Source organism: Hydrogenophaga sp. L99 (genome assembly GCF_058731905.1).
This window is the reverse complement of sequence record NZ_CM178972.1, coordinates 1,431,281-1,452,652: the sequence shown is the minus strand read 5'-3', so window position 1 is coordinate 1,452,652 and position 21,372 is coordinate 1,431,281. Positions and strand designations below refer to the sequence as shown.

Annotated in this window: 21 protein-coding genes; 14 read left to right on the top strand and 7 right to left on the bottom strand. The window is 61.7% G+C overall.

The window, feature by feature from the left end:
• Positions 1 to 225 precede the first annotated feature (225 nt).
• From dapC to AC4QBL_RS06830, 11 genes are all read left to right on the top strand, one after another.
• Positions 226 to 1,449 carry a succinyldiaminopimelate transaminase gene (dapC, locus tag AC4QBL_RS06880; protein ID WP_472899289.1) on the top strand — a complete coding sequence of 408 codons (1,224 nt, stop codon included), beginning with the start codon at positions 226 to 228 and terminating at the stop codon, positions 1,447 to 1,449.
• Positions 1,450 to 1,499: 50 nt separating this feature from the next.
• Positions 1,500 to 2,324 carry a 2,3,4,5-tetrahydropyridine-2,6-dicarboxylate N-succinyltransferase gene (gene dapD / locus AC4QBL_RS06875; RefSeq protein WP_472906319.1) on the top strand — a complete coding sequence of 275 codons (825 nt, stop codon included), beginning with the start codon at positions 1,500 to 1,502 and terminating at the stop codon, positions 2,322 to 2,324.
• Positions 2,325 to 2,462: 138 nt separating this feature from the next.
• On the top strand, positions 2,463 to 3,623 hold the full coding sequence (locus AC4QBL_RS06870) for a PilT/PilU family type 4a pilus ATPase (RefSeq protein ID WP_472899287.1): 1,161 nt from the start codon (positions 2,463 to 2,465) through the stop codon (positions 3,621 to 3,623).
• Between the two features lie 4 nt (positions 3,624 to 3,627).
• Positions 3,628 to 4,800: a succinyl-diaminopimelate desuccinylase gene (dapE, locus tag AC4QBL_RS06865; protein ID WP_472906320.1), complete on the top strand. Its 1,173-nt coding sequence runs from the start codon at positions 3,628 to 3,630 to the stop codon at positions 4,798 to 4,800.
• Positions 4,801 to 4,820: 20 nt separating this feature from the next.
• Entirely contained in the window at positions 4,821 to 5,714 is an 894-nt protein-coding gene (gene prmB / locus AC4QBL_RS06860; protein ID WP_472906321.1) for a 50S ribosomal protein L3 N(5)-glutamine methyltransferase, read from the top strand.
• The gene (locus AC4QBL_RS06855; RefSeq protein ID WP_472906322.1) at positions 5,711 to 7,771 is read left to right on the top strand and encodes an ABC-F family ATP-binding cassette domain-containing protein; all 2,061 of its coding nucleotides are present in this window, start codon (positions 5,711 to 5,713) and stop codon (positions 7,769 to 7,771) included. Before prmB ends, AC4QBL_RS06855 begins: the two co-directional genes overlap by 4 nt.
• 177 nt (positions 7,772 to 7,948) lie before the next feature.
• The gene (locus tag AC4QBL_RS06850; RefSeq protein WP_472899283.1) at positions 7,949 to 8,197 is read left to right on the top strand and encodes a GlsB/YeaQ/YmgE family stress response membrane protein; all 249 of its coding nucleotides are present in this window, start codon (positions 7,949 to 7,951) and stop codon (positions 8,195 to 8,197) included.
• Positions 8,198 to 8,267: 70 nt separating this feature from the next.
• The gene (locus AC4QBL_RS06845; RefSeq protein ID WP_472899282.1) at positions 8,268 to 8,600 is read left to right on the top strand and encodes a VanZ family protein; all 333 of its coding nucleotides are present in this window, start codon (positions 8,268 to 8,270) and stop codon (positions 8,598 to 8,600) included.
• Between the two features lie 101 nt (positions 8,601 to 8,701).
• A complete protein-coding gene (aat, locus tag AC4QBL_RS06840) occupies positions 8,702 to 9,472 on the top strand; it encodes a leucyl/phenylalanyl-tRNA--protein transferase (protein ID WP_472899281.1) in 771 nt (256 codons plus the stop codon).
• A complete protein-coding gene (locus AC4QBL_RS06835) occupies positions 9,469 to 10,209 on the top strand; it encodes an arginyltransferase (protein WP_472899280.1) in 741 nt (246 codons plus the stop codon). Before aat ends, AC4QBL_RS06835 begins: the two co-directional genes overlap by 4 nt.
• Before the next feature lie 118 nt (positions 10,210 to 10,327).
• Entirely contained in the window at positions 10,328 to 11,128 is an 801-nt protein-coding gene (locus AC4QBL_RS06830; RefSeq protein WP_472899279.1) for an IclR family transcriptional regulator, read from the top strand.
• A 65-nt stretch (positions 11,129 to 11,193) separates the two neighbouring features.
• Here the strand turns inward: AC4QBL_RS06830 and pbpG are convergent, their stop codons facing one another.
• The 6 genes from pbpG to AC4QBL_RS06800 all read right to left on the bottom strand — a co-directional run bounded on the left by pbpG (position 11,194) and on the right by AC4QBL_RS06800 (position 19,005).
• Complete coding sequence (gene pbpG, locus AC4QBL_RS06825; RefSeq protein ID WP_472906323.1) at positions 11,194 to 12,504, bottom strand: D-alanyl-D-alanine endopeptidase; 1,311 nt, start codon at positions 12,502 to 12,504, stop codon at positions 11,194 to 11,196.
• A 177-nt stretch (positions 12,505 to 12,681) separates the two neighbouring features.
• Positions 12,682 to 14,223, bottom strand: a complete 1,542-nt coding sequence (locus tag AC4QBL_RS06820; RefSeq protein ID WP_472899277.1) for a 2-isopropylmalate synthase — start codon at positions 14,221 to 14,223, stop codon at positions 12,682 to 12,684.
• A gap of 238 nt (positions 14,224 to 14,461) precedes the next feature.
• Positions 14,462 to 15,271 carry a CDP-diacylglycerol--serine O-phosphatidyltransferase gene (gene pssA, locus AC4QBL_RS06815; protein WP_472899276.1) on the bottom strand — a complete coding sequence of 270 codons (810 nt, stop codon included), beginning with the start codon at positions 15,269 to 15,271 and terminating at the stop codon, positions 14,462 to 14,464.
• 184 nt (positions 15,272 to 15,455) lie between these two features.
• Positions 15,456 to 16,472 carry a ketol-acid reductoisomerase gene (gene ilvC, locus AC4QBL_RS06810; RefSeq protein WP_304840010.1) on the bottom strand — a complete coding sequence of 339 codons (1,017 nt, stop codon included), beginning with the start codon at positions 16,470 to 16,472 and terminating at the stop codon, positions 15,456 to 15,458.
• Positions 16,473 to 16,616: 144 nt separating this feature from the next.
• Positions 16,617 to 17,108, bottom strand: coding sequence for an acetolactate synthase small subunit (gene ilvN / locus AC4QBL_RS06805; protein ID WP_439114320.1), 492 nt, complete (start codon positions 17,106 to 17,108; stop codon positions 16,617 to 16,619).
• 115 nt (positions 17,109 to 17,223) lie between these two features.
• Positions 17,224 to 19,005 carry an acetolactate synthase 3 catalytic subunit gene (locus AC4QBL_RS06800; RefSeq protein ID WP_472899275.1) on the bottom strand — a complete coding sequence of 594 codons (1,782 nt, stop codon included), beginning with the start codon at positions 19,003 to 19,005 and terminating at the stop codon, positions 17,224 to 17,226.
• Positions 19,006 to 19,334: 329 nt separating this feature from the next.
• On the opposite strand from AC4QBL_RS06800, the gene AC4QBL_RS06795 reads away from it, so the two are divergent.
• Genes AC4QBL_RS06795 through AC4QBL_RS06785 form a run of 3 tightly spaced genes read left to right on the top strand, consistent with a single transcriptional unit; the run spans position 19,335 to position 20,985 of the window.
• Positions 19,335 to 19,943: an RDD family protein gene (locus AC4QBL_RS06795; protein ID WP_472899274.1), complete on the top strand. Its 609-nt coding sequence runs from the start codon at positions 19,335 to 19,337 to the stop codon at positions 19,941 to 19,943.
• Between the two features lie 19 nt (positions 19,944 to 19,962).
• Positions 19,963 to 20,361 (top strand): diacylglycerol kinase, encoded by a 399-nt coding sequence (locus AC4QBL_RS06790; RefSeq protein ID WP_472899273.1) that lies wholly within the window; start codon positions 19,963 to 19,965, stop codon positions 20,359 to 20,361.
• 36 nt (positions 20,362 to 20,397) lie between these two features.
• Positions 20,398 to 20,985, top strand: a complete 588-nt coding sequence (locus AC4QBL_RS06785) for an LOG family protein (protein WP_472899272.1) — start codon at positions 20,398 to 20,400, stop codon at positions 20,983 to 20,985.
• Positions 20,986 to 21,000: 15 nt separating this feature from the next.
• On the opposite strand, the gene AC4QBL_RS06780 is transcribed toward AC4QBL_RS06785, so the two are convergent.
• Positions 21,001 to 21,339 (bottom strand): P-II family nitrogen regulator, encoded by a 339-nt coding sequence (locus AC4QBL_RS06780; protein ID WP_304840000.1) that lies wholly within the window; start codon positions 21,337 to 21,339, stop codon positions 21,001 to 21,003.
• Positions 21,340 to 21,372: the final 33 nt, after the last annotated feature.

Below are 21,372 nucleotides of genomic sequence, written 5' to 3'. Positions count from 1 at the left end.
CGCCCCGCGCCAGCGGCCCTCCTGCGTGCCTTGGGAAAATCCGAGGTTGTCCATTGGGCGCACCTTCGGTGCTGTTGGGGTGCTGGCGGCGCCGTTGCGGCCATTTTTGCCCCTCTTCGGCGGCCATGGCACAAGCCATGGCCTTCTCAGCCGGGACACAACTGACTCGCAACGGCATCCACCAGCCCACCCGACCCCAATGGGCAATCTCGGATAATGCACGCCATGAATCCCAAGTTGTCCCTATTGCAGCCCTACCCCTTCGAGCGGCTGCGCAAGCTGTTTGCCGACGTCACCCCCAACCCGGACTACCGCCCCATCAGCCTGGGCATTGGCGAACCCAAACACGCCACACCCGACTTTTTGAAGCAGGCCCTGGCCGCCGCGCTCGACACCGGCCTGACCACCTACCCCGCCACCGCAGGCGAACCCGCGCTGCGCGAAGCCTGCGCCGCTTGGTTGCAGCGCCGTTATGGCGTGAGCGTGAACCCGGCCACCCAGGTGCTGCCGGTGAACGGCTCGCGCGAAGCCCTGTTTGCCTTTGCCCAGACGGTGATTGACCCGACCCAGCCAGGCGCCACGCTGGTGTTTCCCAACCCGTTCTACCAAATTTACGAAGGGGCGGCGCTGCTGAGCGGTGCCCGCCCGCACTACGTGGCCAGCGACCCGGCCCGCAATTTCGCGGTGGACTGGGACAGCGTGCCCGAAGCGGTGTGGGCACAAACGCAGCTGGTCTTTGTGTGCTCGCCCGGTAACCCCACCGGCGCCGTGATGCCGCTGGACGAGTGGAAAAAGCTGTTTGACCTGAGCGACCGTTTTGGCTTCGTGATTGCGTCGGACGAGTGCTACAGCGAAATTTACTTCCGCGACGAACCGCCGCTGGGCGGGCTGGAAGCAGCGCTGAAACTGGGGCGCACCGACTTCAAGAACCTGGTCATGTTCACCAGCCTGTCCAAGCGCAGCAACGTGCCGGGCCTGCGCAGTGGCTTTGTGGCGGGCGACGCAGCGCTCATCAAACCTTTTTTGCTCTACCGCACTTACCATGGCGGCGCCATGAGCCCAGCCGTGCAAGCCGCCAGCGTGGCGGCCTGGAACGACGAAGCCCACGTGGTGGACAACCGCCGCCAGTACCGCGAAAAATTTGCCCAAGTGACGCCGGTGATGGCGCAAGTGCTGGACGTGGCCCTGCCCGACGCCGCTTTTTACCTGTGGGCCGAGGTGCCCGAGGTGTTTGAAGGCCGCCTACCCGGGCTCACGGCCGACGAAGCCTTCGCCCGCGAATTGCTGGCTCAATACAATGTGACGGTTTTGCCGGGCAGTTACCTGGCCCGCGAAGTGGCCGGCGTCAACCCGGGCAAGGCCCGCATCCGTATGGCGCTGGTGGCCGAGCCCGCCGAATGCCTGGAAGCCGCAGGGCGCATCAACGCGTTTGTGTTCCACAACGACTGACCCCTGACCCCTTTTCTTTTCACCGCATCTTTACTACAGAGCCTGAATCCATGACCCAACAACTGCAAACCCTGATCGACACCGCCTGGGACAACCGCGCCGAACTCTCCCCCGCTTCGGCCCCCAAAGAGGTGCTGGACGCCGTGGAACACGTGATTGCAGAGCTCAACGTGGGCAAGCTGCGCGTGGCCACCCGCGAAGCCGTGGGCCAGTGGACGGTGCACCAGTGGATCAAAAAGGCCGTGCTGCTGTCGTTCCGCCTGAAAGACAACGAAATGATGCGCAGCGGCGACCTGGCGTTTTACGACAAGGTGCAGACCAAGTTTGCCCACCTGTCGGAGGCCGAAATGAAGGCGACCGGCGTGCGCGTGGTGCCCCCAGCCGTGGCCCGCCGCGGCAGCTTCATAGCCAAGGGCGCGATCCTGATGCCCAGCTACGTGAACATTGGCGCCTACGTGGACGAAAACACCATGGTGGACACCTGGGCCACCGTGGGCTCTTGCGCTCAGATCGGCAAAAACGTGCACCTCTCAGGCGGCGTCGGCATTGGCGGCGTGCTGGAGCCGCTGCAGGCCGGCCCCACCATCATTGAAGACAACTGCTTCATCGGCGCGCGCTCCGAGGTGGTTGAAGGCGTGGTGGTGGAAGAAAACTCGGTGATCTCCATGGGCGTCTACATTGGCCAGAGCACCCCCATTTACGACCGCGCCACCGGCGAAGTGAGCTACGGCCGCATCCCGTCGGGTTCGGTGGTCATCAGCGGCAGTCTGCCCAAAGACGGCGGCAAGTACAGCCTGTACGCGGCCATCATCGTCAAGCGCGTGGACGCGCAGACGCGCAGCAAAACCAGCCTGAACGACCTGCTTCGCGACTGAATTTGGCCCACCCCCGTCGCTGCGCTCCGCCCCTCGAGGGGCAACATCTGCGGACTGGCCAAGCCAGATCCGCGATGTTCTGGGTGAAGGCACGTACTCCGGTCACGTATGGTTTTTTTCTTCAGTTAAGGACACGGCATGAGCAGCGGAACGATGGAGCGCATCCTGCGCCTGATGGCTGAGAAGAAGGCTTCGGACGTGTACCTGTCGGCGCACGCGCCGGCCATGATCAAGATCAACGGACAGACCATCGCGGTGAACAGCCAGGTGCTGCCACCCGATGCGCCGCGCAACCTGCTGGCTGAAATTGTGCCGGCCACACGCATGGAAGAGTTGGTGGAAACCGGCGAGCTCAACATGGCGGTGCCGCTGGAGGGCGTGGGCAACTTCCGCGTGAGCGCCTTTCGCCAGCGCGGCAACTATGCGGTGGTGATCCGGTTTGTGCCTGGCGAAGTGCCTGCGCTGGACTCGCTCAACGTGCCGACCATCCTGGGTGATCTGGTGATGGAAAAGCGCGGCCTGGTGCTGATGGTGGGCGCCACCGGTGCCGGCAAGACGACCACGTTGGCGGCCATGATCGACCACCGCAACGACCGCGCCACGGGCCACATCCTCACCATTGAAGACCCGATCGAATACGTCTACCGCAACAAAAAGTCGGTGGTCAACCAGCGCGAGATTGGCACCGACACGGCTTCGCTGCAAGTCGGTCTGAAAAACGCCTTGCGTCAGGCGCCCGATGTGATCCTGATCGGCGAGATTCGCGACCGCGAAACCATGTCGGCGGCCATTGCGTACGCGCAGTCGGGCCATTTGTGCCTGGCCACCATGCACGCCAACAACAGCTACCAGGCGCTCAACCGTATTTTGAGTTTTTACCCGGTGGAGGTGCGCCCCACCATGCTGGGTGACCTGGCCTCTGCGCTGCGGTCCATTGTTTCGCAGCGGCTCATGCGCACCCACACCGGCGGGCGCGTGCCGGCCATGGAGGTGATGCTGAACACCGCGTTGATTTCCGACCTGATTCAGAAAGCGGATTTTTCAGGCGTGCGCGAAGCCATGGAAAAGTCGATGGCTGAAGGCTCGCAAAGCTTCGAGCAAGATCTGGCCCGCCTCATCAACGACGGTCTGGTGTCGCGCAACGAGGGCCTGGCCCACGCGGACTCGCCCAGCAACCTGTTGTGGCGGCTGCAAAACGACTTCAATGCGTCGAAATCCAACCAGACGGCCACGCCGTCGGAAGACGACCATGGCGACAACGCCACCTTTACCGAGTTCACGCTCGACGTGAAATTCTGATCCTATGAATGCCACCCTGCGCCTGACCGAAGAACTGATTGCACGGCCCTCTGTCACCCCCAAGGACGAGGGTTGCCAGGCGGTGATCGCCAGCCGCCTGTCAGCGCTGGGTTTCGTTTGCGAGACCATCGAAAGCGGCCCGGCCGACTTCCGGGTCATCAACCTCTGGGCGCGCTTGGGGCAAGGCCAGCAACCCACCCTCATCTTCGCGGGCCACACCGACGTGGTGCCCACCGGCCCCACCACCGCCTGGTCCAGCGACCCGTTTGTGCCCACGCACCGCGACGGCAAGCTCTTTGGCCGCGGCGCCAGCGACATGAAAGCCTCACTCGCGGCCATGGTGGTGGCTTGTGAAGAATTCGTGGCCGCCCAGCCCAACCCGGCCATTGACATCGCTTTTTTGCTCACCAGCGACGAAGAAGGCCCAGCGCTGGATGGCACCGTGGTGGTGTGCCGCGAGCTGCAGCGCCGCAACGAGCGCATGGACTGGTGCATTGTGGGCGAGCCCACGTCGGTGGAGCGCACCGGCGACATGATCAAGAACGGCCGCCGCGGCACCATGAGCGGCAAGCTCACGGTTAAGGGCATTCAGGGCCACATTGCCTACCCCCACATGGCCAAAAACCCCATCCACATGGCGGCACCGGCCCTGGCCGAGCTGGCCGCCACGGCCTGGGACGCCGGTAATGCCTATTTCCCGCCCACCAGCTGGCAGATCAGCAATATCCACGGCGGCACGGGAGCGAGCAACGTCATCCCGGGCACCGTGGTGGTGGACTTCAATTTCCGTTTTTCCACCGAATCCACCCCCGAGGGCCTGCAGCAGCGCGTGGCCGACATCCTTGGGCGCCACAGTCTGCAGGCGGGTGCCGACTACGACCTGGCCTGGACCGTGGGCGGCTTGCCGTTCCTCACCGCGCCCGGCACCCTGGTGGACGCCGTGCGGGCAGCCATTGACGCCGAAACCGGGCTGGACACCCAGCTGTCAACCACCGGCGGCACCAGCGACGGGCGCTTCATCGCCCAGGTCTGCCCGCAGGTGATCGAACTGGGCCCACCCAACGCCACCATCCACAAAATCGACGAGTGCGTGTCCGTGGCCGACATCGAACCCTTGAAAAACATTTACCGGCGCACCCTGGACAACCTGGCCCAAGAGGCCAGCGCCAGCCGCTGAACGCTCCACCGGACATCCTTTTGAAACTGCAACAACTTCTGACCGAAGCCACCCACAGCCTCGATGCGGCCCAGCTGGCCTACGGCCACGGCACCACCAACGCCCAGGACGAGGCCGCCTGGCTGGTGCTGTGGCAACTCGGCCTGCCGCTGGACAGCGACCTGGACGCGCTGGCCGACGAGCCCATTTCACCCGAACAGCAGGTCGCTGTGCGCGCGCTTGTGCAGCGCCGCATCGACACCCGCGAACCCGCGGCCTACCTCACGCAAGAAGCCTGGTTGCAGGGTGTGCCGTTTTATGTGGACCGCCGCGCCATCGTCCCGCGCAGTTTCATTGCCGAGCTGATTGCCGAAGGCAGCATTGACCACTGGCTGGGCGCACATACCCGCACGGTACTGGACCTGTGCACCGGCAACGGCAGCCTGGCAGTGCTGGCGGCCCTGGCCTGGCCTGACGTGCAGGTCACCGGCGCCGACATTTCCACCGACGCACTGGCCGTGGCCCACATCAACGTGGACCAGCACGGCCTGCGAGACCGCATCAACCTCATCGAGTCCGACGGCCTCGCGGCCTGTCCTGGCCCCTGGGACCTGGTGCTGTGCAACCCGCCCTATGTGAACGCAGCCAGCATGGACGCCCTGCCCGCCGAATACCGGGCCGAGCCTGAACTCGCGCTGGCCGGTGGCGCTGACGGCATGGATTTCATCCGCGCCTTGCTGCGTGACCTGCCCGCGCGGCTGAGCGCACAGGGCGTGCTGGTGCTTGAAATTGGCAACGAGCGCGAACATTTCGAAGCGGCCTTCCCGCAACTGGAAACCGTCTGGCTCAGCACCAGCGCTGGCGACGACCAGGTCCTCCTTCTCACCTTTGACTCTCTTTCGGCGCTGGCAGCATCGCCCTCGCCCCATCCATGATCACGCTCAAAAACCTTGTCCTTCGTCGCGGCACGAAGGTCCTGCTCGACGGCGCCTCCTGCACCATCAACCCCGGTGAAAAAGTTGGCCTAGTGGGCCGCAACGGCGCAGGCAAGTCCAGCCTGTTTGGCCTGCTCAACCACACACTGCATGAAGACAGAGGCGACTTTTACGTGCCAGCCCAGTGGCGCATGGCGCAGGTGGCCCAGGACATGCCTGAAACCGACATGCCCGCTACCCAGTTCGTCATTGAAGGCGATGTGACGCTGCTGGCAGCCCAGACCGAAGTGGCCGCCGCCGAAGAAAGTGGCGACGGCGAGCGCATGGCCAACGCCTACATGGCGCTGCACGACGCTGGCGCCCACGACGCACCGGCGCGCGCGCAAGCGCTCATTCTGGGCCTGGGTTTTCGCACCGACGAGCTGGAGCACCCGGTCAACAGCTTCTCGGGCGGCTGGCGCATGCGCCTGCAACTCGCCCGCGCGCTGATGTGCCCGAGCGACTTGCTGCTGCTTGACGAACCCACCAACCACTTGGACCTGGACGCTCTGGTGTGGCTCGAAGCCTGGCTCAAACGCTACGAAGGCACCATGCTCGTGATCAGCCACGACCGCGAATTTCTGGACGCCGTGACCGACGTCACCATCCACATTGAGCGCGCCCAGCTCACGCGCTATGGCGGCAACTACAGCCGCTTTGAAGACATGCGCGCCGAGCAAATGGCGCTGCAGGCCACCGCCTATTCCAAGCAGCAGGACAAGATGGCGCACCTGCAAAAGTTCATTGACCGCTTCAAGGCCAAGGCCAGCAAGGCCAAGCAGGCGCAAAGCCGCGTGAAAGCGCTGGAGCGCATGGAGAAAATTGGCCCGGTGCTGGCCGACGCCGAATTCACCTTCGAGTTCAGCGAGCCGCAGAACCTGCCCAACCCCATGCTGGCCATGCAGGACGTGAGCTTTGGCTACCCCCCAGCGGTGGAAGGCTGCGAGCCCACGCTGATCGTGCGCAACGTCAGCAAATCGGTGCTGGCAGGGCAACGCATCGGCATTCTGGGTGCCAACGGCCAGGGCAAGTCCACCGTGGTGAAGACCATTGCGCGCGACCTGCAGGCGCTGGCCGGCACCATCACCGAAGGCAAAGGCCTCAACATTGGCTACTTTGCGCAGCAAGAGCTTGACGTGCTGCGCCCGGCCGACACGCCGCTGGAACACATGATTCGCCTGGTGCGTGAGTGCACCGCAGAAGGCCGCCTGAGCGGCCAGGCCACGCGCGAGCAAGACCTGCGCGGGTTCCTGGGCAGCTTCAACTTCACAGGCGACCAGGTGAAACAGGCGGTGGGCAGCATGAGCGGCGGCGAAAAAGCCCGCCTGGTGCTGTGCATGATCGTGTGGCAGCGCCCCAACCTGCTGCTGCTGGACGAACCCACCAACCACCTGGACCTGGCCACGCGCGAAGCGCTTTCCATGGCGCTCAACGAGTTTGAAGGCACCGTCATGCTGGTCAGCCACGACCGCGCCTTGCTGCGCGCCGTGTGTGACGAGTTCTGGCTGGTTTCCCGCGGCGGCATTGAGCCGTTTGACGGCGATCTGGACGACTACCAGCGCTATCTGCTCGACATGGCCAAGCAGTCCCGCGAAGCCCAGCGCCAAGAGCAGCGCGACCAACAGCGCAGCAGTGCGCCTGTGGTGGCAGCGCTCCCAGCGCCCAGAGCCAACGACAAGGCGGCGGTGGTGATAGCAGCACCTGTGCCAGTTTCAAATGCGGTGGACCTTCAGTCGCTCACCAGCCGCAGCCCGGAGCAGCGCCGACAAGACGCCCTGCGTCGCCAGCAGGTGGCCGAAAAAACCCGGCCATTGAAGAAAGAGCTGGAACAAACCGAAAAACGCATGGCTTTGCTGGCGCAAGAAAAGACCAAGCTGGAAACCGCTTTGAGCCAGCCGATGAACAGCAGCGACATCGCAGACTCCGGGCGGCGCCTCAAAGCGGTGAACGATGAAAACGACACGCTGGAGGCGCGCTGGCTGGAACTGACCGAGGCCATTGAAGCCGCCAGCGCTTGAGCGGGTGACCTCCAGGCGCCTGATCACCACAGAACAGTGACAGGGCACACGCCTGGATCGGCGTCTTTGTGCTTCACTGCCGTCGGTGGTGAACCAACCGCTCGATGTTCGATACAGTTGAGCGGCGTTTGCGGCGGGTGCTAGCCCGTCATCCTTTCAACGAATCAGGGTCTCCACATGATGTCCATACTCGGCACGCTTTTCATTGGCCTCATTGCAGGCTTCATCGCTCGGGCCATCAAACCGGGTGAAGACGGCATGGGCTGGATCATGACCGCCGTACTGGGTGTAGCGGGCTCATTTGTCGCGAGCTACCTCGGGGCGGCGCTGGGTCTGTATGCACCCGGCCAGGCAGCCGGCTTCATCGCGTCCGTCATCGGCGCGGTGTTGTTGCTGGTGATCTATGGTTTTGTGAAAAAGAAATGAATCGCCGCTGGCCGACCGAGCGGGCCACAGGCATGGGCGCAGACCACGCAAAACGGCAGCCTGTGCCGGCATGAAAAAGACCGCCTTCTGGTGCGCCTTGGTCACGGTCATTGCGCTTTCGCTCATGCCCGGTGCCATGTTGCCCCCGGTGTTCAATTTCTGGGACAAGGCGCAGCATGCGCTGGGCTTCCTGGGTTTGACCTGGCTTGCCCTGTCGGCCTACCCCAAAAAGTCGCCGTATCACATCGGCACGGGCCTGCTGCTGGCCGGGGGTGCCATTGAATTGGCCCAGTCAGCCACAGGCTGGCGTTATGGTGACTGGCTCGATCTTCTGGCTGATGCGGTGGGTATTGCTGCAGCCCTTGGTGTACAGCGCGTATGGCGAGGCAAATCGGCCACCTGACGATGTACGAATGGTTGGCCAGTGTCTGAAGCTGAGCAGCCCGCAAAGCGCAACCGCTCGGTTCACGCTGGCGCACAGGTACCTGACGGCACAATAGAAACATGTCCCACAACCCAGCAACCCCCACCCTGCCCTGGCTGGAACCGGGCCAGGCATTTCCACCGGTGGAAATGGCCTGGGGCCCGCTCGACCCCGCACCGGGGTTGCTGGCTGCTGGGGGCGTGCTGGACGTTGCGACACTTGTGTCGGCCTACTCGCAAGGCATATTTCCCTGGTACAGCGCAGGCCAGCCCATTTTGTGGTGGAGCACCGACCCCCGCATGGTGCTGCGCACCGACGCGTTTCGTCTGCACCGCTCGTTGCGCAAGACCATCCAGAGCCTGCTGCACGCCGGCCGACTGGAGATCCGTTTTGACCACGACTTTGAACGGGTGATACGCAGCTGTGCTTTGGTGCCCCGTGCAGGCCAAGATGGCACCTGGATTCTGCCGGCCATGGTGCAAGCCTACCTTCGGCTGCACCAGGCGGGCGTAGCGCACAGCGTGGAGACCTGGATAGACGGTGAGCTGGTGGGCGGGCTCTACGCCATCAACCTCGGCGCCATGGTGTTCGGTGAATCCATGTTCAGCCGGCAAAGCAACGCATCCAAAATCGCCCTGGCGGCGCTGGTCGCGTTTTGCCGAGCCCAGCAAATTCCGCTGATCGACTGCCAGCAAGACACCCCGCACCTGGCCGCATTGGGTGGTGAACTCATGCCGCGCCAAACCTTTAGCCAGCACATCAAAAGGGCCACGCAACACGCTGCGCCGCGCTGGGAATTTGAGCCGATATACTGGCAAAAATTGTTCAGCGAACACAGCCCACCCGCGTGACGCACCTCAAAGAACTCCCGCTTCAAGCGCTGCAGTTTTATGCCACGGCGCCCTACCCCTGCAGCTACTTGCCGGGCCGCCAAGCCCGCTCGCAAGTGGCCACGCCCAGCCACCTGATTCACAACGACGCCTATTCGGACCTTGTGACCCGCGGGTTTCGCCGCAGCGGCATGTTCACCTACCGGCCGTATTGCGATGGCTGCAAAGCCTGTGTGCCGTTGCGGATACCCGTTGCCGACTTCACCCCCAGCCGCAGCCAAAAGCGCAGCCTAGCGCAACACGCGGCGCTGCAAACCCGGGTGCTCAAGCTTTGTTATGTGCCCGAGCACTACCAGCTCTACCTGCGCTACCAAAACAGCCGGCATGCGGGCGGTGGCATGGACCACGACAGCATCGACCAGTACACGCAGTTTTTGCTGCAAAGCCGCGTGAATTCCCGTTTGGTCGAGTTTTACGAGCCTGGGGCCGATGGCGAGCCCGGTCCATTAAAAATGGTTTCCATCGTCGACGTCTTGAACGACGGTTTGTCCGCTGTCTACACCTTCTACGAACCCGACGGGCGGTCCAGTTATGGCACCTACGGCGTGCTGTGGCAGATTGAACAGGCGCGCGCGCTGGGCCTGCCCTATGTGTACCTGGGATACTGGATTGCTCAGAGCAGCAAGATGAACTACAAGGCCGGCTACCGGCCACACGAACTGCTGATCGACGGCGATTGGGTCCGCGACAGCGTGTGATCCCAGCGGCTGGATCGCAGCCGGACCGTCCGATCCAGACCGAAGCGCCACGCTGCTACGGGCCATGTGGCGGGGTGCAATTTCATCTCGTAAAATAAAAACAACCACTGCAGAGCCCATGACCAAACGATCCGACCAACTGCCCACCACGCCCACCGTACAGGTGATTGAACGCATGTTCAATCTGCTGGAAGTGCTGGCCTCACGAGAAGAGCCGGTTTCGCTGAAGGAAATCAGCGAAAAGACCGGGCTGCACCCATCGACGGCGCACCGCATCCTGAACGATCTGACCATTGGCCGCTTTGTTGACCGTCCCGAAGCGGGCAGTTACCGCCTCGGCATGCGGTTGCTGGAGCTGGGCAATCTGGTGAAGGCACGCCTGAGCGTGCGCGACGCGGCCCTGGTTCCCATGCGCGAACTGCACAAACTGATCCAGCAACCGGTCAACCTGAGCATGCGCCAAGGCGACGAAATTGTGTACGTTGAGCGTGCCTACAGCGAACGCTCTGGCATGCAGGTGGTCAGGGCAATAGGCGGCCGTGCACCGCTGCACCTCACCTCGGTCGGAAAATTATTTTTGGCGGCAGACGACCCGCAACGCGTGCGCGCCTACGCTACGCGCACAGGTCTCGTGGGCAACACACGCAACAGCCTGACCCAGCTGGCAACGCTGGAGCGTGAACTGACCCAATGCCGCCAGGCCGGGGTGGCGCGGGACAACGAAGAGCTGGAGATGGGGGTGCGTTGCATGGCGGCAGGCATTTACGACGACCAATGCAAGCTGGTGGCCGGCCTGTCCATCTCGGCACCGGCCGATCGCATTGACGAGAACTGGGTGCCCAAACTCCGCGCCACGGCGGCGGAAATTTCGTCGGCCTTGGGGTGCCCCAAAGCGCAGCTGGGCGCTGGACGGCCCTGAGCCTCGGGGCGCAACTGCAGCACCAACAAAAAACGGTCCAACTGGACCGTTTTTTGTTGGGAGCATCAGCCCTGGGGTCTGACGAACACCGGTTCGCGGGTCTGGGCCTCTACCCAGCGCCGCACCCGCTCGGCATCCTGGACGCGGCTCAGCTTGCCGGCCGAATCGAGGAACACCATGATCACTTTGCGCCCTGCCACCTTGGCCTGCATCACCAGACAACGGCCAGCCTCCGAGATATAACCCGTTTTCTGCAAACCAATATCCCATTCGGGGTTGCGAATCAGCCGGTTGGAATTGTTGAACTGCAGCGTGCGATGGCCCAGCTCCAACTGGTGGCTTGGTGAAGTCGACAAGTCGCGCAAGATGGGACGCTCGTAGGCCACGGAAACCAAGGTGGCGAGGTCCCTGGCGCTGGACTGATTCTGGCTCAACAGGCCGGTGGGTTCAACATAGCGGGTATCGTGCATGCCCAGTTCACGGGCCTTGCTGTTCATGAGCGAAACAAAATGCCGCAGGCCGCCCGGATAGGTGCGCCCCAAGGCGTGAGCAGCGCGGTTTTCGCTGGACATCAGCGCCAGATGCATCAGTTCACCACGACTCAAAGTAGAACCCACAGCCAGCCGCGAACGGCTGCCTTTGTAAATGTCCACATCATCTTGCGTGATGGTGATGGCCTCGTCCATGGGCAAGTTCGCGTCGGCGATCACCAGGCCCGTCATCAGTTTGGTCAGCGAGGCAATGGGAAGCACCGCGGAATCGTTCTTGCTGAAGAGCACCTCGTTGGTGTCCTGATCCACCACCAGAGCCACGCTGGAGCTGAGATCCAGAGCGTCTTCGCTGCCTCTCAGACCCAGACGCTCGCCTGCGGACAGACTGGGCACCGCGGCCACACGCACCACGGAGGAAGCCGAACTGTTGCGCACCGCCACCTTGCTGGTGGCTGCAGCGTTGCGGCTCTTCGCAAGGACGGTATTTTTACGGGCCTGCTCGGCATTGGCCTGCTTGGACAGACCCGTCTTGTTGCCGCTCTTTTTCGCTGCCACGACGGTGCGGACATGGCGCGCCCCGCTTTTGGCTTGCTTGGTGTCTGAGACCCTGGCTTTTTTGTCAGGCTTCGCCTTGGCCAGCTTAGATTTGGCCAACGCCTTGGGTTCGGCCGCTTTTTCAGAGCTTGCTTTTTTCCGAGCAACAGCTTTGGTCTGCAGAGGTTTCTTTTTGGCAGCAAGCTGGGTGGCGGTGGCCTTTTTGACCTTCTGCGTCTGTTTTTTCTCAGCCGCAGCGGATACAGATAGGGGAACGGCAAGCACGACCGCAAGCGCGAGAGCGACGGTACCGTGGATGGCTTTTCGAAAGCGGTTTACGCAAGGGTTCATGGGTCCACTCCAGCCAACGGAATTGTGCTGGAGTGGAGTATAGACACATTGAAAAAAACTAGCAATATCAAAAACTTGTGTAACTTATCTCAGAAAAAGCGAGAGAAAGAACTACTTTTACCGTCAATTCTCACCCTTACTGAAAATAGTCATCTAAGTCATTGATTTTATTTGGTTTTATCCTTGTGCTGAAACCCGGTCGGCCTTGCTTTGCAGCTTGTTCAAGGCACTGAGGTAGGCTTTGGCCGATGCAACGACGATGTCTGGATCAGCGCCTACACCGTTGACGACCCGACCACCATGCTGCAAACGCACCGTGACCTCACCCTGGCTCTCGGTGGAGCCGCTGGTAATGGCGTTGACCGAGTAAAGAACCATCTCGGCACCGCTGTTGAGCTGGCTCTCAATCGCCTTCAAAGACGCGTCAACAGGGCCGTTGCCGTCGGACTCACAGACCACTTCCTTGCCACCGTTGGTGAACACAATGTTCGCGTGTGGCCGCTCGCCGGTTTCGCTGTGCTGGGACAACGAGACCAGACCGTACTGCTCTTTCTCAGCGGTCACGCTTTCGTCACTGCACAGCGCGAGGATGTCCTCGTCGAAGATTTCGCTCTTGCGGTCGGCCAGTTCTTTGAACGCGGCAAACGCGGTGTTGATCTCGCTCTCGGACTCCATCTCGATGCCCAGGTCCTGCAAGCGCTGCTTGAACGCATTGCGGCCACTGAGCTTGCCCAGCACGATCTTGTTGGCAGCCCAGCCCACGTCTTCCGCGCGCATGATCTCGTAGGTATCCCGTGCCTTGAGCACGCCGTCCTGGTGAATACCGCTCGCATGGGCAAACGCGTTGGCGCCCACGACAGCCTTGTTGGGCTGCACCACAAAACCGGTGGTCTGGCTGACCATGCGACTGGCCGGCACGATCTGGGTCGTGTCCACACCCACATCGAGGTTGAAGTAGTCGCGGCGCGTCCGCACCGCCATCACCACTTCTTCCAGCGAACAGTTGCCGGCACGCTCTCCCAAGCCGTTGATGGTGCACTCGACCTGGCGCGCGCCGCCGATCTTCACGCCCGCGAGCGAGTTGGCCACCGCCATACCCAAGTCGTTGTGGCAATGAACCGACCAGATCGCCTTGTCGGAATTCGGAATGCGCTCGCGCAGGGTGCGGATGAACTCGCCGTAAAGCTCGGGAATCGCGTAGCCCACCGTGTCTGGAATATTCAGCGTCGTGGCGCCCTCTTTGATGACGGCTTCGAGCACCCGGCACAGGAAGTCCATGTCGCTGCGGTAGCCGTCTTCCGGGCTGAACTCGACATCTTCAACCAGGTTGCGTGCAAAGCGCACCGACTGCTTGGCCTGCTCAAACACCTCGTCAGGCGTCATGCGCAGCTTTTTCTCCATGTGCAGCGGGCTGGTGGCAATGAAGGTGTGTATACGGGCGCGCTGTGCGCCTTTGAGCGCCTCGGCGGCTCGGGAAATATCGCGGTCATTGGCACGTGCCAATGAGCAGACCGTGGAGTCTTTGATGGTGTTGGCGATCGCCTGCACGCACTCGAAGTCACCGTTGGAACTGGCGGCAAAACCGGCCTCGATCACATCCACTCGGAGGCGCTCAAGCTGGCGCGCAATGCGCAGCTTCTCATCTTTGGTCATGGAAGCGCCGGGTGACTGCTCGCCATCGCGCAAGGTGGTGTCAAAAATGATCAGTTTGTCGCTCATCTCAAATCTCCGGTACGTGGCACCAATGACCACTCTTGAAAAAAACCCACAACCCAAAAACAAACGGCCCGTTGCAGGTGCAAACGGGCCGTTGTTGGAAATCACTCGCGCGTTACCAAGACTGCCCGTGAAGGACACCCAGTAGTAGAGCGAAAGAAATCCGTTTCATAGGAGCCAATGTATCACAAAGAAAGTTGCATCTTGATTAAGGAAAACCATGGCCGCGATGCCCAAAACCTTATTCGTGCAGCCCGCGCTCGTCGGGCTCGTCGGTCGACGTGCTGATGACACTGGTTTGCCGCCCTTTGGCCTTGCGCCAGAAATACACCGCATAACCCGACAGACCGTAGAGCACGAACAGAGCAAACAGAACCGTGGGCGGGTCGATGTTGATCACCGCAATGCCCAGCGCCACCAGCACAATCGACGCAAACGGCACACTCTTCTTCAGGCTGAGGTCTTTGAAACTGTAAAACGGCACATTGGTGACCATGGTCAGGCCGGCGTAAAGGGTGAGACCAAACATGGGCCACACCAGCTCGGACCCCTTGAACCCGTATTCGGTGGCCAGCCAGATAAAGCCAGCCACCAGCGCGGCGGCGGCGGGCGACGGAAGCCCCTGGAAATAGCGCTTGTCGACCACGCCGGTGTTGACGTTAAAACGCGCCAAACGCAAAGCAGCGCAGGCGCAGTAGACAAATGCCGCAATCCAACCCCAACGACCCAGGCCGCTCAGAGCCCAGATGTATGCGATCAGGGCGGGCGCAGCACCGAACGACACCATATCGGACAAGGAGTCCATCTGCTCGCCGAATGCACTCTGGGTGTTTGTCATGCGCGCCACGCGGCCGTCCAAACTGTCCAGCACCATGGCCACGAAGATGGCCACGGTGGCCAAGTCGTAGCGACCATTCATGGCCATCACGATGGCGTAAAACCCCCCGAAGAGCGCCGCCAACGTGATCATGTTCGGCACCATGTAGATACCCTTGCGCCGTTTGCGCATCTCTTCGTTCTGGGGCATGAGTGGGTCGGATCCGTCGTGCATGTATTTCTCTGAAAAAGCCGAAGCAAATGAGCGGGCAGCTGACCTGCCCTGCACCCAAAAAGCAAAACCCCAGTGTAAGCCAGCAACAAGCTGACGCTACAAATAGAAAAGGCCACCGAGGTGGCCTTGTGTGTGCGGCCCCCGCAGCTCCAGGGAGCCACGGGTGCCTATGCACGCAACAAAATCAGTTGCGAGTCTGGTCAACCAGCTTGTTCTTGGCGATCCAGGGCATCATGGCGCGCAGCTGGGCACCCACCACTTCGATCTGGTGATCGGCGGTGTTGCGGCGGCGAGCGGTCATACTTGGGTAGTTCAGGCGGCCTTCCTGGATGAACATCTTGGCGTAGTCGCCGTTCTGGATGCGCTTCAGGGCGTTGCGCATGGCTTTGCGCGACTCTTCGTTGATCACCTCGGGGCCGGTCACGTACTCGCCGAACTCCGCGTTGTTGGAGATCGAGTAGTTCATGTTGGCGATGCCACCTTCGTAGATCAGGTCAACGATCAGCTTGAGCTCGTGCAGGCACTCGAAATACGCCATTTCGGGCGCGTAGCCGGCTTCAACCAGGGTCTCGTAACCCATCTTGATCAGCTCGACAGCACCGCCACACAGCACGGCCTGCTCGCCGAACAGGTCGGTCTCTGTCTCTTCCTTGAAGTTGGTTTCAATGATGCCGGCCTTGCCGCCGCCGTTGGCCATGGCGTAGCTCAGAGCCAGTTCGCGGGCTTTGCCGCTCTTGTCCTGGTGCACGGCCACCAGGTGGGGCACGCCGCCGCCCTGGGTGTAGGTGTTGCGCACGGTGTGGCCGGGGGCCTTGGGCGCCACCATCCACACGTCCAGATCGGCACGGGGCACGACCTGGTTGTAATGCACGTTGAAACCGTGGGCGAAGGCGAGCGAAGCGCCTTGCTTGATGTTGGGGGCCACGTTGTTGTTGTAGACCTCGGCGATCATCTCGTCGGGCAAGAGGATCATGACCACATCGGCTGCCTTGACGGCTTCATCAACTTCCATGACGGTCAGGCCGGCTTTGCCGACCTTGTCCCAAGAAGCGCCACCCTTGCGCAGGCCAACCACGACCTTCACGCCGCTGTCGTTCAGGTTTTGAGCGTGGGCATGGCCCTGGCTGCCGTAACCGAGGATGGCGACGGTCTTGCCCTTGATCAGGGACAGGTCACAGTCTTTGTCGTAGAAAACTTTCATCTTTTGCTCCAGTAGGTGGTTTAGGGGTTGTGCCGTTCTTCGCGAGCCTGTCGAAGGGCTCTCGGGACCCCGGTGAATGCCAGGCACACACCAAGGCTTCGACAGGCTCAGCCCGAACGGGCAAATGGCTGAGCCCTGAAAAACTCAAACGCGCAGGATTCTCTCACCCCGGCCGATGCCGCTGGCACCGGTGCGCACGGTTTCCAGAATGGCCGATCGGTCGATGGCCTCTAGGAACGCGTCGTTTTTGCTCAAGTCACCGGTGAGTTCGATGGTGTAGCTTTTTTCGGTCACATCGATGATGCGACCCCGGAAAATGTCGGCCATGCGTTTCATCTCTTCGCGCTCTTTGCCTACCGCGCGAACCTTCACCATCATGAGCTCGCGCTCGGTGTAGGCGCCTTCGGTCAGGTCGACCACCTTGACCACCTCAATCAGGCGGTTCAGGTGCTTGGTGATCTGCTCAATCACGTCGTCCGATCCGGTGGTCTGGATCGTCATGCGCGAGAGGCTGGGGTCTTCGGTGGGAGCCACCGTGAGCGACTCGATGTTGTAACCGCGTGCAGAAAACAGCCCGACCACGCGGGACAGAGCGCCCGGTTCGTTTTCGAGCAAGACAGCAATGATGTGTTTCATGAAGGGATTCCTCTTTTCTGAGCCCTCCCCTGCGCACGGTAATGCGCAGGCTTGGCTGCAAATAGATTCGTCAGGGGCTGCCGCAGACCCAAGGGCCCGCAACAGGGTAAGTGGCTCAGAGGTCCTCTGAGCCCAACAGCATTTCCGTGATGCCTTTGCCGGCCTTGACCATCGGGAACACGTTCTCGGTGGGGTCGGTACGGAAGTCCATGAACACGGTGCGGTCCTTGAGCTTGCGGGCTTCGCGCAGCGCAGGCTCCACGTCTTCTGGGCGTTCGATCAGCATGCCGACATGGCCATAGGCCTCGGCCAGCTTCACGAAGTTGGGCAACGCGTCCATGTAGCTGTGGCTGTAGCGGCCTTCGTAGTCAATTTCCTGCCACTGGCGCACCATGCCAAGGTAGCGGTTGTTCAACGCCATGATCTTGATCGGGGTGTTGTATTGCAGGCAGGTAGAGAGTTCCTGGATGCACATCTGCACCGAACCTTCACCGGTCACGCAAAACACCTCGCTCTCGGGCTTCGCCAGCTTGATACCCATGGCATAGGGAATGCCCACGCCCATGGTGCCCAGGCCGCCCGAGTTGATCCAGCGGCGCGGCTCATCGAAGCGGTAGTACTGCGCGGCCCACATCTGGTGCTGACCCACATCGGACGTGACATAGGCGTCGGCGTCCTTGGTCATGTTCCAGAGCGTTTCCACCACGTACTGCGGCTTGATCACCTCGGTGTTACCACGGTCGTATTTCAGGCAATCCTTCGAACGCCATCCTTCAATGGTGTCCCACCAGGAAGCCAGTGCTGCGGGCTCGACACGGGTCGTGGTCTCGCGCACCATGTTGATCAGCTCGGTCAACACGTCTTTCACGTCGCCCACAATCGGCACGTCCACCTTGACGCGCTTGGAGATGCTCGACGGATCGATGTCGATGTGAATGATCTTGCGGTCCACCGACGCAAAGTGCTTGGGGTTGCCAATCACGCGGTCGTCGAAACGCGCACCGACAGCCAGCAGCACATCGCAATTTTGCATGGCGTTGTTGGCTTCAATGGTGCCGTGCATGCCCAGCATGCCCAGGAACTTCTTGTCAGACGCGGGGTATGCGCCCAAGCCCATCAGCGTGTTGGTGACGGGGTAGCCCAGCAGGTCAACCAGGGTGCGCAACTCTTGCACCGCATTGCCCAGCAGCACACCGCCACCGGTGTAGATGTAGGGCCGCTTGGCTGAAAGCAGCAGTTGCAGAGCCTTGCGGATCTGTCCGCCATGCCCCTTGCGCACCGGGTTGTACGAGCGCATTTCGACCGACTCAGGGTAGCCGGTGTAGGCGGTCTTGTTGAAAGACACGTCCTTTGGAACATCAACCACCACGGGGCCGGGGCGGCCGGTGCGGGCAATGTGAAAGGCCTTCTTCATGATCATGGCCATGTCGCGCACGTCCTTCACCAGAAAGTTGTGCTTGACGATGGGGCGCGTAATGCCGACGGTGTCGCATTCCTGGAAGGCATCCAGGCCGATCGCAGCAGTGGGCACCTGGCCACTGATGATGACCATGGGAATGCTGTCCATGTAGGCCGTGGCAATACCAGTGACGGCATTGGTCAGGCCGGGGCCTGAGGTCACCAGTGACACGCCCACCTCACCCGTGGCACGCGCATAGCCGTCGGCCGCGTGCACGGCAGCCTGCTCGTGCCGCACCAGCACATGCTGGATGGTGTCTTGCTTGTAAAAAGCGTCGTAGATGTGCAGCACAGCACCACCGGGGTAACCCCAGATGTACTTCACGCCTTCGGCCTGGAGGGCCTTGACGAGAATTTCTGCGCCGCGAAGTTCTTGAGTGGCTGCGCCAGAAGGGGTGGCGGCAGCGGCTGAGGCCAGTTCGGCCTTGTTGATTTCCATGATGAACCTTTCGAGAATTTCTCTGACGAAAAACCTTGGGTGCCTCTACGCCAGCTCTTGTGAAGCGGTGTTGAGACTTGAGGCCAATGGACATGAGCGGACACATACCCCGCCGGACCCTGACCCGTTTGCCGTGTTTTGAAGTGCAACGCGCATTATCGCACTGCAGCACGGTCGTTTTCCTGGCGCGCCCAGTACCGTGGCCTGAAAAAACGCCGATTTTGTTGCAATGCGACAATTCAGCCTGATTTTTCGCAGCGCCACCCGGCTTCTGGCTTCAGCATCGCTCCAGGTGCAGCTGGCAAACTTGACGCTTCCCCATTGCAACCATGACCACCTCCCCCGCTGCGCCAAACGCGCCCTTATCTGCCCCAGACGAGACGATCCAGGGGCCGCCGATGGCGCCACCGCTGATGCGCCGCATGGCCTGCTGGATGTACGAAGGCGCGCTCCTGTTTGGGGTCATCTTTGGCACCGGGCTGTTTGTTTTCGGGTTGGTGTTTGCCGTCGGCTACCTGGTGCCTTCGATGGCGCCCATGCTGGACGCCGTCAACAACCGCTACGCCCTGCAGGCCTACGTTTTTTTGCTGCTGGCGCTCTACTTCACCTGGTTCTGGTCCAAAGGCCAGACGCTGGCCATGAAGACCTGGAACATTCGGATGGTAGATCAGCAGGGACACGCGCTCACCAGGTCCAAAGCCTTGGTGCGCTATCTGTGGTCGTGGATGTGGTTCCTCCCGCCGCTGGCCGCTGGCGGTTACTTCAGCTTGCCGGGCGGCGAGCTGACGGTGATCGTGCTGGGCTGGGTCGCGGTCTGGGCACTGCTGGCGCGGTTTCATCCGCAGCGCCAGTTTCTGCACGACGCGCTGGCAGGCACGCGCCTGGTCCACTACAAGCCCGCCCAACCGGCCAAGAAACGCAAGTTCTGGCAACGCTGACATGCACAACCCCTCACCCATGAACCACGACACCGCTCACGAGGCAACCGACGCGCAGAAACACCGCCGCGGGTTCGGTCGTGTGTGGCATGCTTTCGGCTATTCGTTGGCGGGCTTGCGCGCGGGCTGGAAGGAAACCGCCTTCCGGCAAGAGGCCACGGCGTCGGCTGTGATGTTGCCACTCGCCTTTTGGGTTGGACAAAGCTGGGTCGAGGTCGTGCTGCTGGCGGGTGTGGTGCTGATCGTGATGATTGTGGAGCTGCTCAACTCCAGCGTCGAGGCTGCCATCGACCGCATCGGCCCCGAGTGGCACAGCCTGTCAAAACGGGCCAAGGACATGGGCAGTGCCGCCGTATTGCTCAGCTTGGTCTTGTGTGCAGGCGTTTGGGCTGCGGCGCTCTGGACCCGATTCTTTTGACCTACCCCACCAACCGCATCACCCCATAAGCGCCCCATGAGCACTCCGAACTTCTCAATTTGTGTCTATTGCGGCTCCCGTCCGGGTGTCGAGCCCGCGTTTGCCGACACCGCTCGCGCTGTGGGGCAATGGATCGGCAGCCATGGTGGGCAGCTGGTGTACGGCGGCGGCAGCAACGGCCTGATGGGCATCACCGCCCAGGCCACCCTGGACGCGGGTGGCCGCGTGGTGGGCATCATTCCCAAAGCGCTGGTGGAAAAAGAATGGGCCAAGACCAACTGCACCGAACTGCATGTGGTGGACACCATGCACGAGCGCAAGCGCCTGATGGCCGAGCATGCGGACGCGTTCTTGGCGCTGCCAGGCGGGATCGGCACCTTTGAAGAGTTTTTTGAGGTGTGGACCTGGCGCCAGTTGGGCTACCACGACAAGCCCATCGGCCTGCTCAACGAAGCGGGGTATTACGACGGCTTGCTCGCCTTCCTGCGCACGGGGGTCGAGCAGGCGTTCATGAGCCCGTGGCAGATGGATCTGATTCGGGTGAGCAACAGCGCACAGCAGCTGTTGCCCGAACTGGTGCAGGCTGCGGGCCTGTCACCCGAGGCCCGACTGGAATCTATTTGAACGGCGCGGGATCGATCACACCGCCGTTTCGTCCTCTTCCCCGGTGCGAATGCGCACCACGCGCTCGACCGAGGTGACGAAGATCTTGCCGTCGCCAATTTTTCCGGTGTGCGCTGCGCGGATGATGGCGTCAACGCAGCGGTCCACGTCGTCCGACTTGACCACCACCTCAAGCTTCACTTTCGGCAAAAAGTCAACCACGTACTCGGCACCGCGGTACAGCTCGGTGTGCCCTTTTTGACGACCAAAGCCTTTCACCTCGGTCACGGTGAGGCCGGTCACGCCCTGCTCGGCCAGCGCCTCGCGCACCTCTTCCAGCTTGAAAGGTTTGATGATGGCGGTGATTTGCTTCATGCGAACAGCTCCAGGGTGCGGTAACGGGAAGCC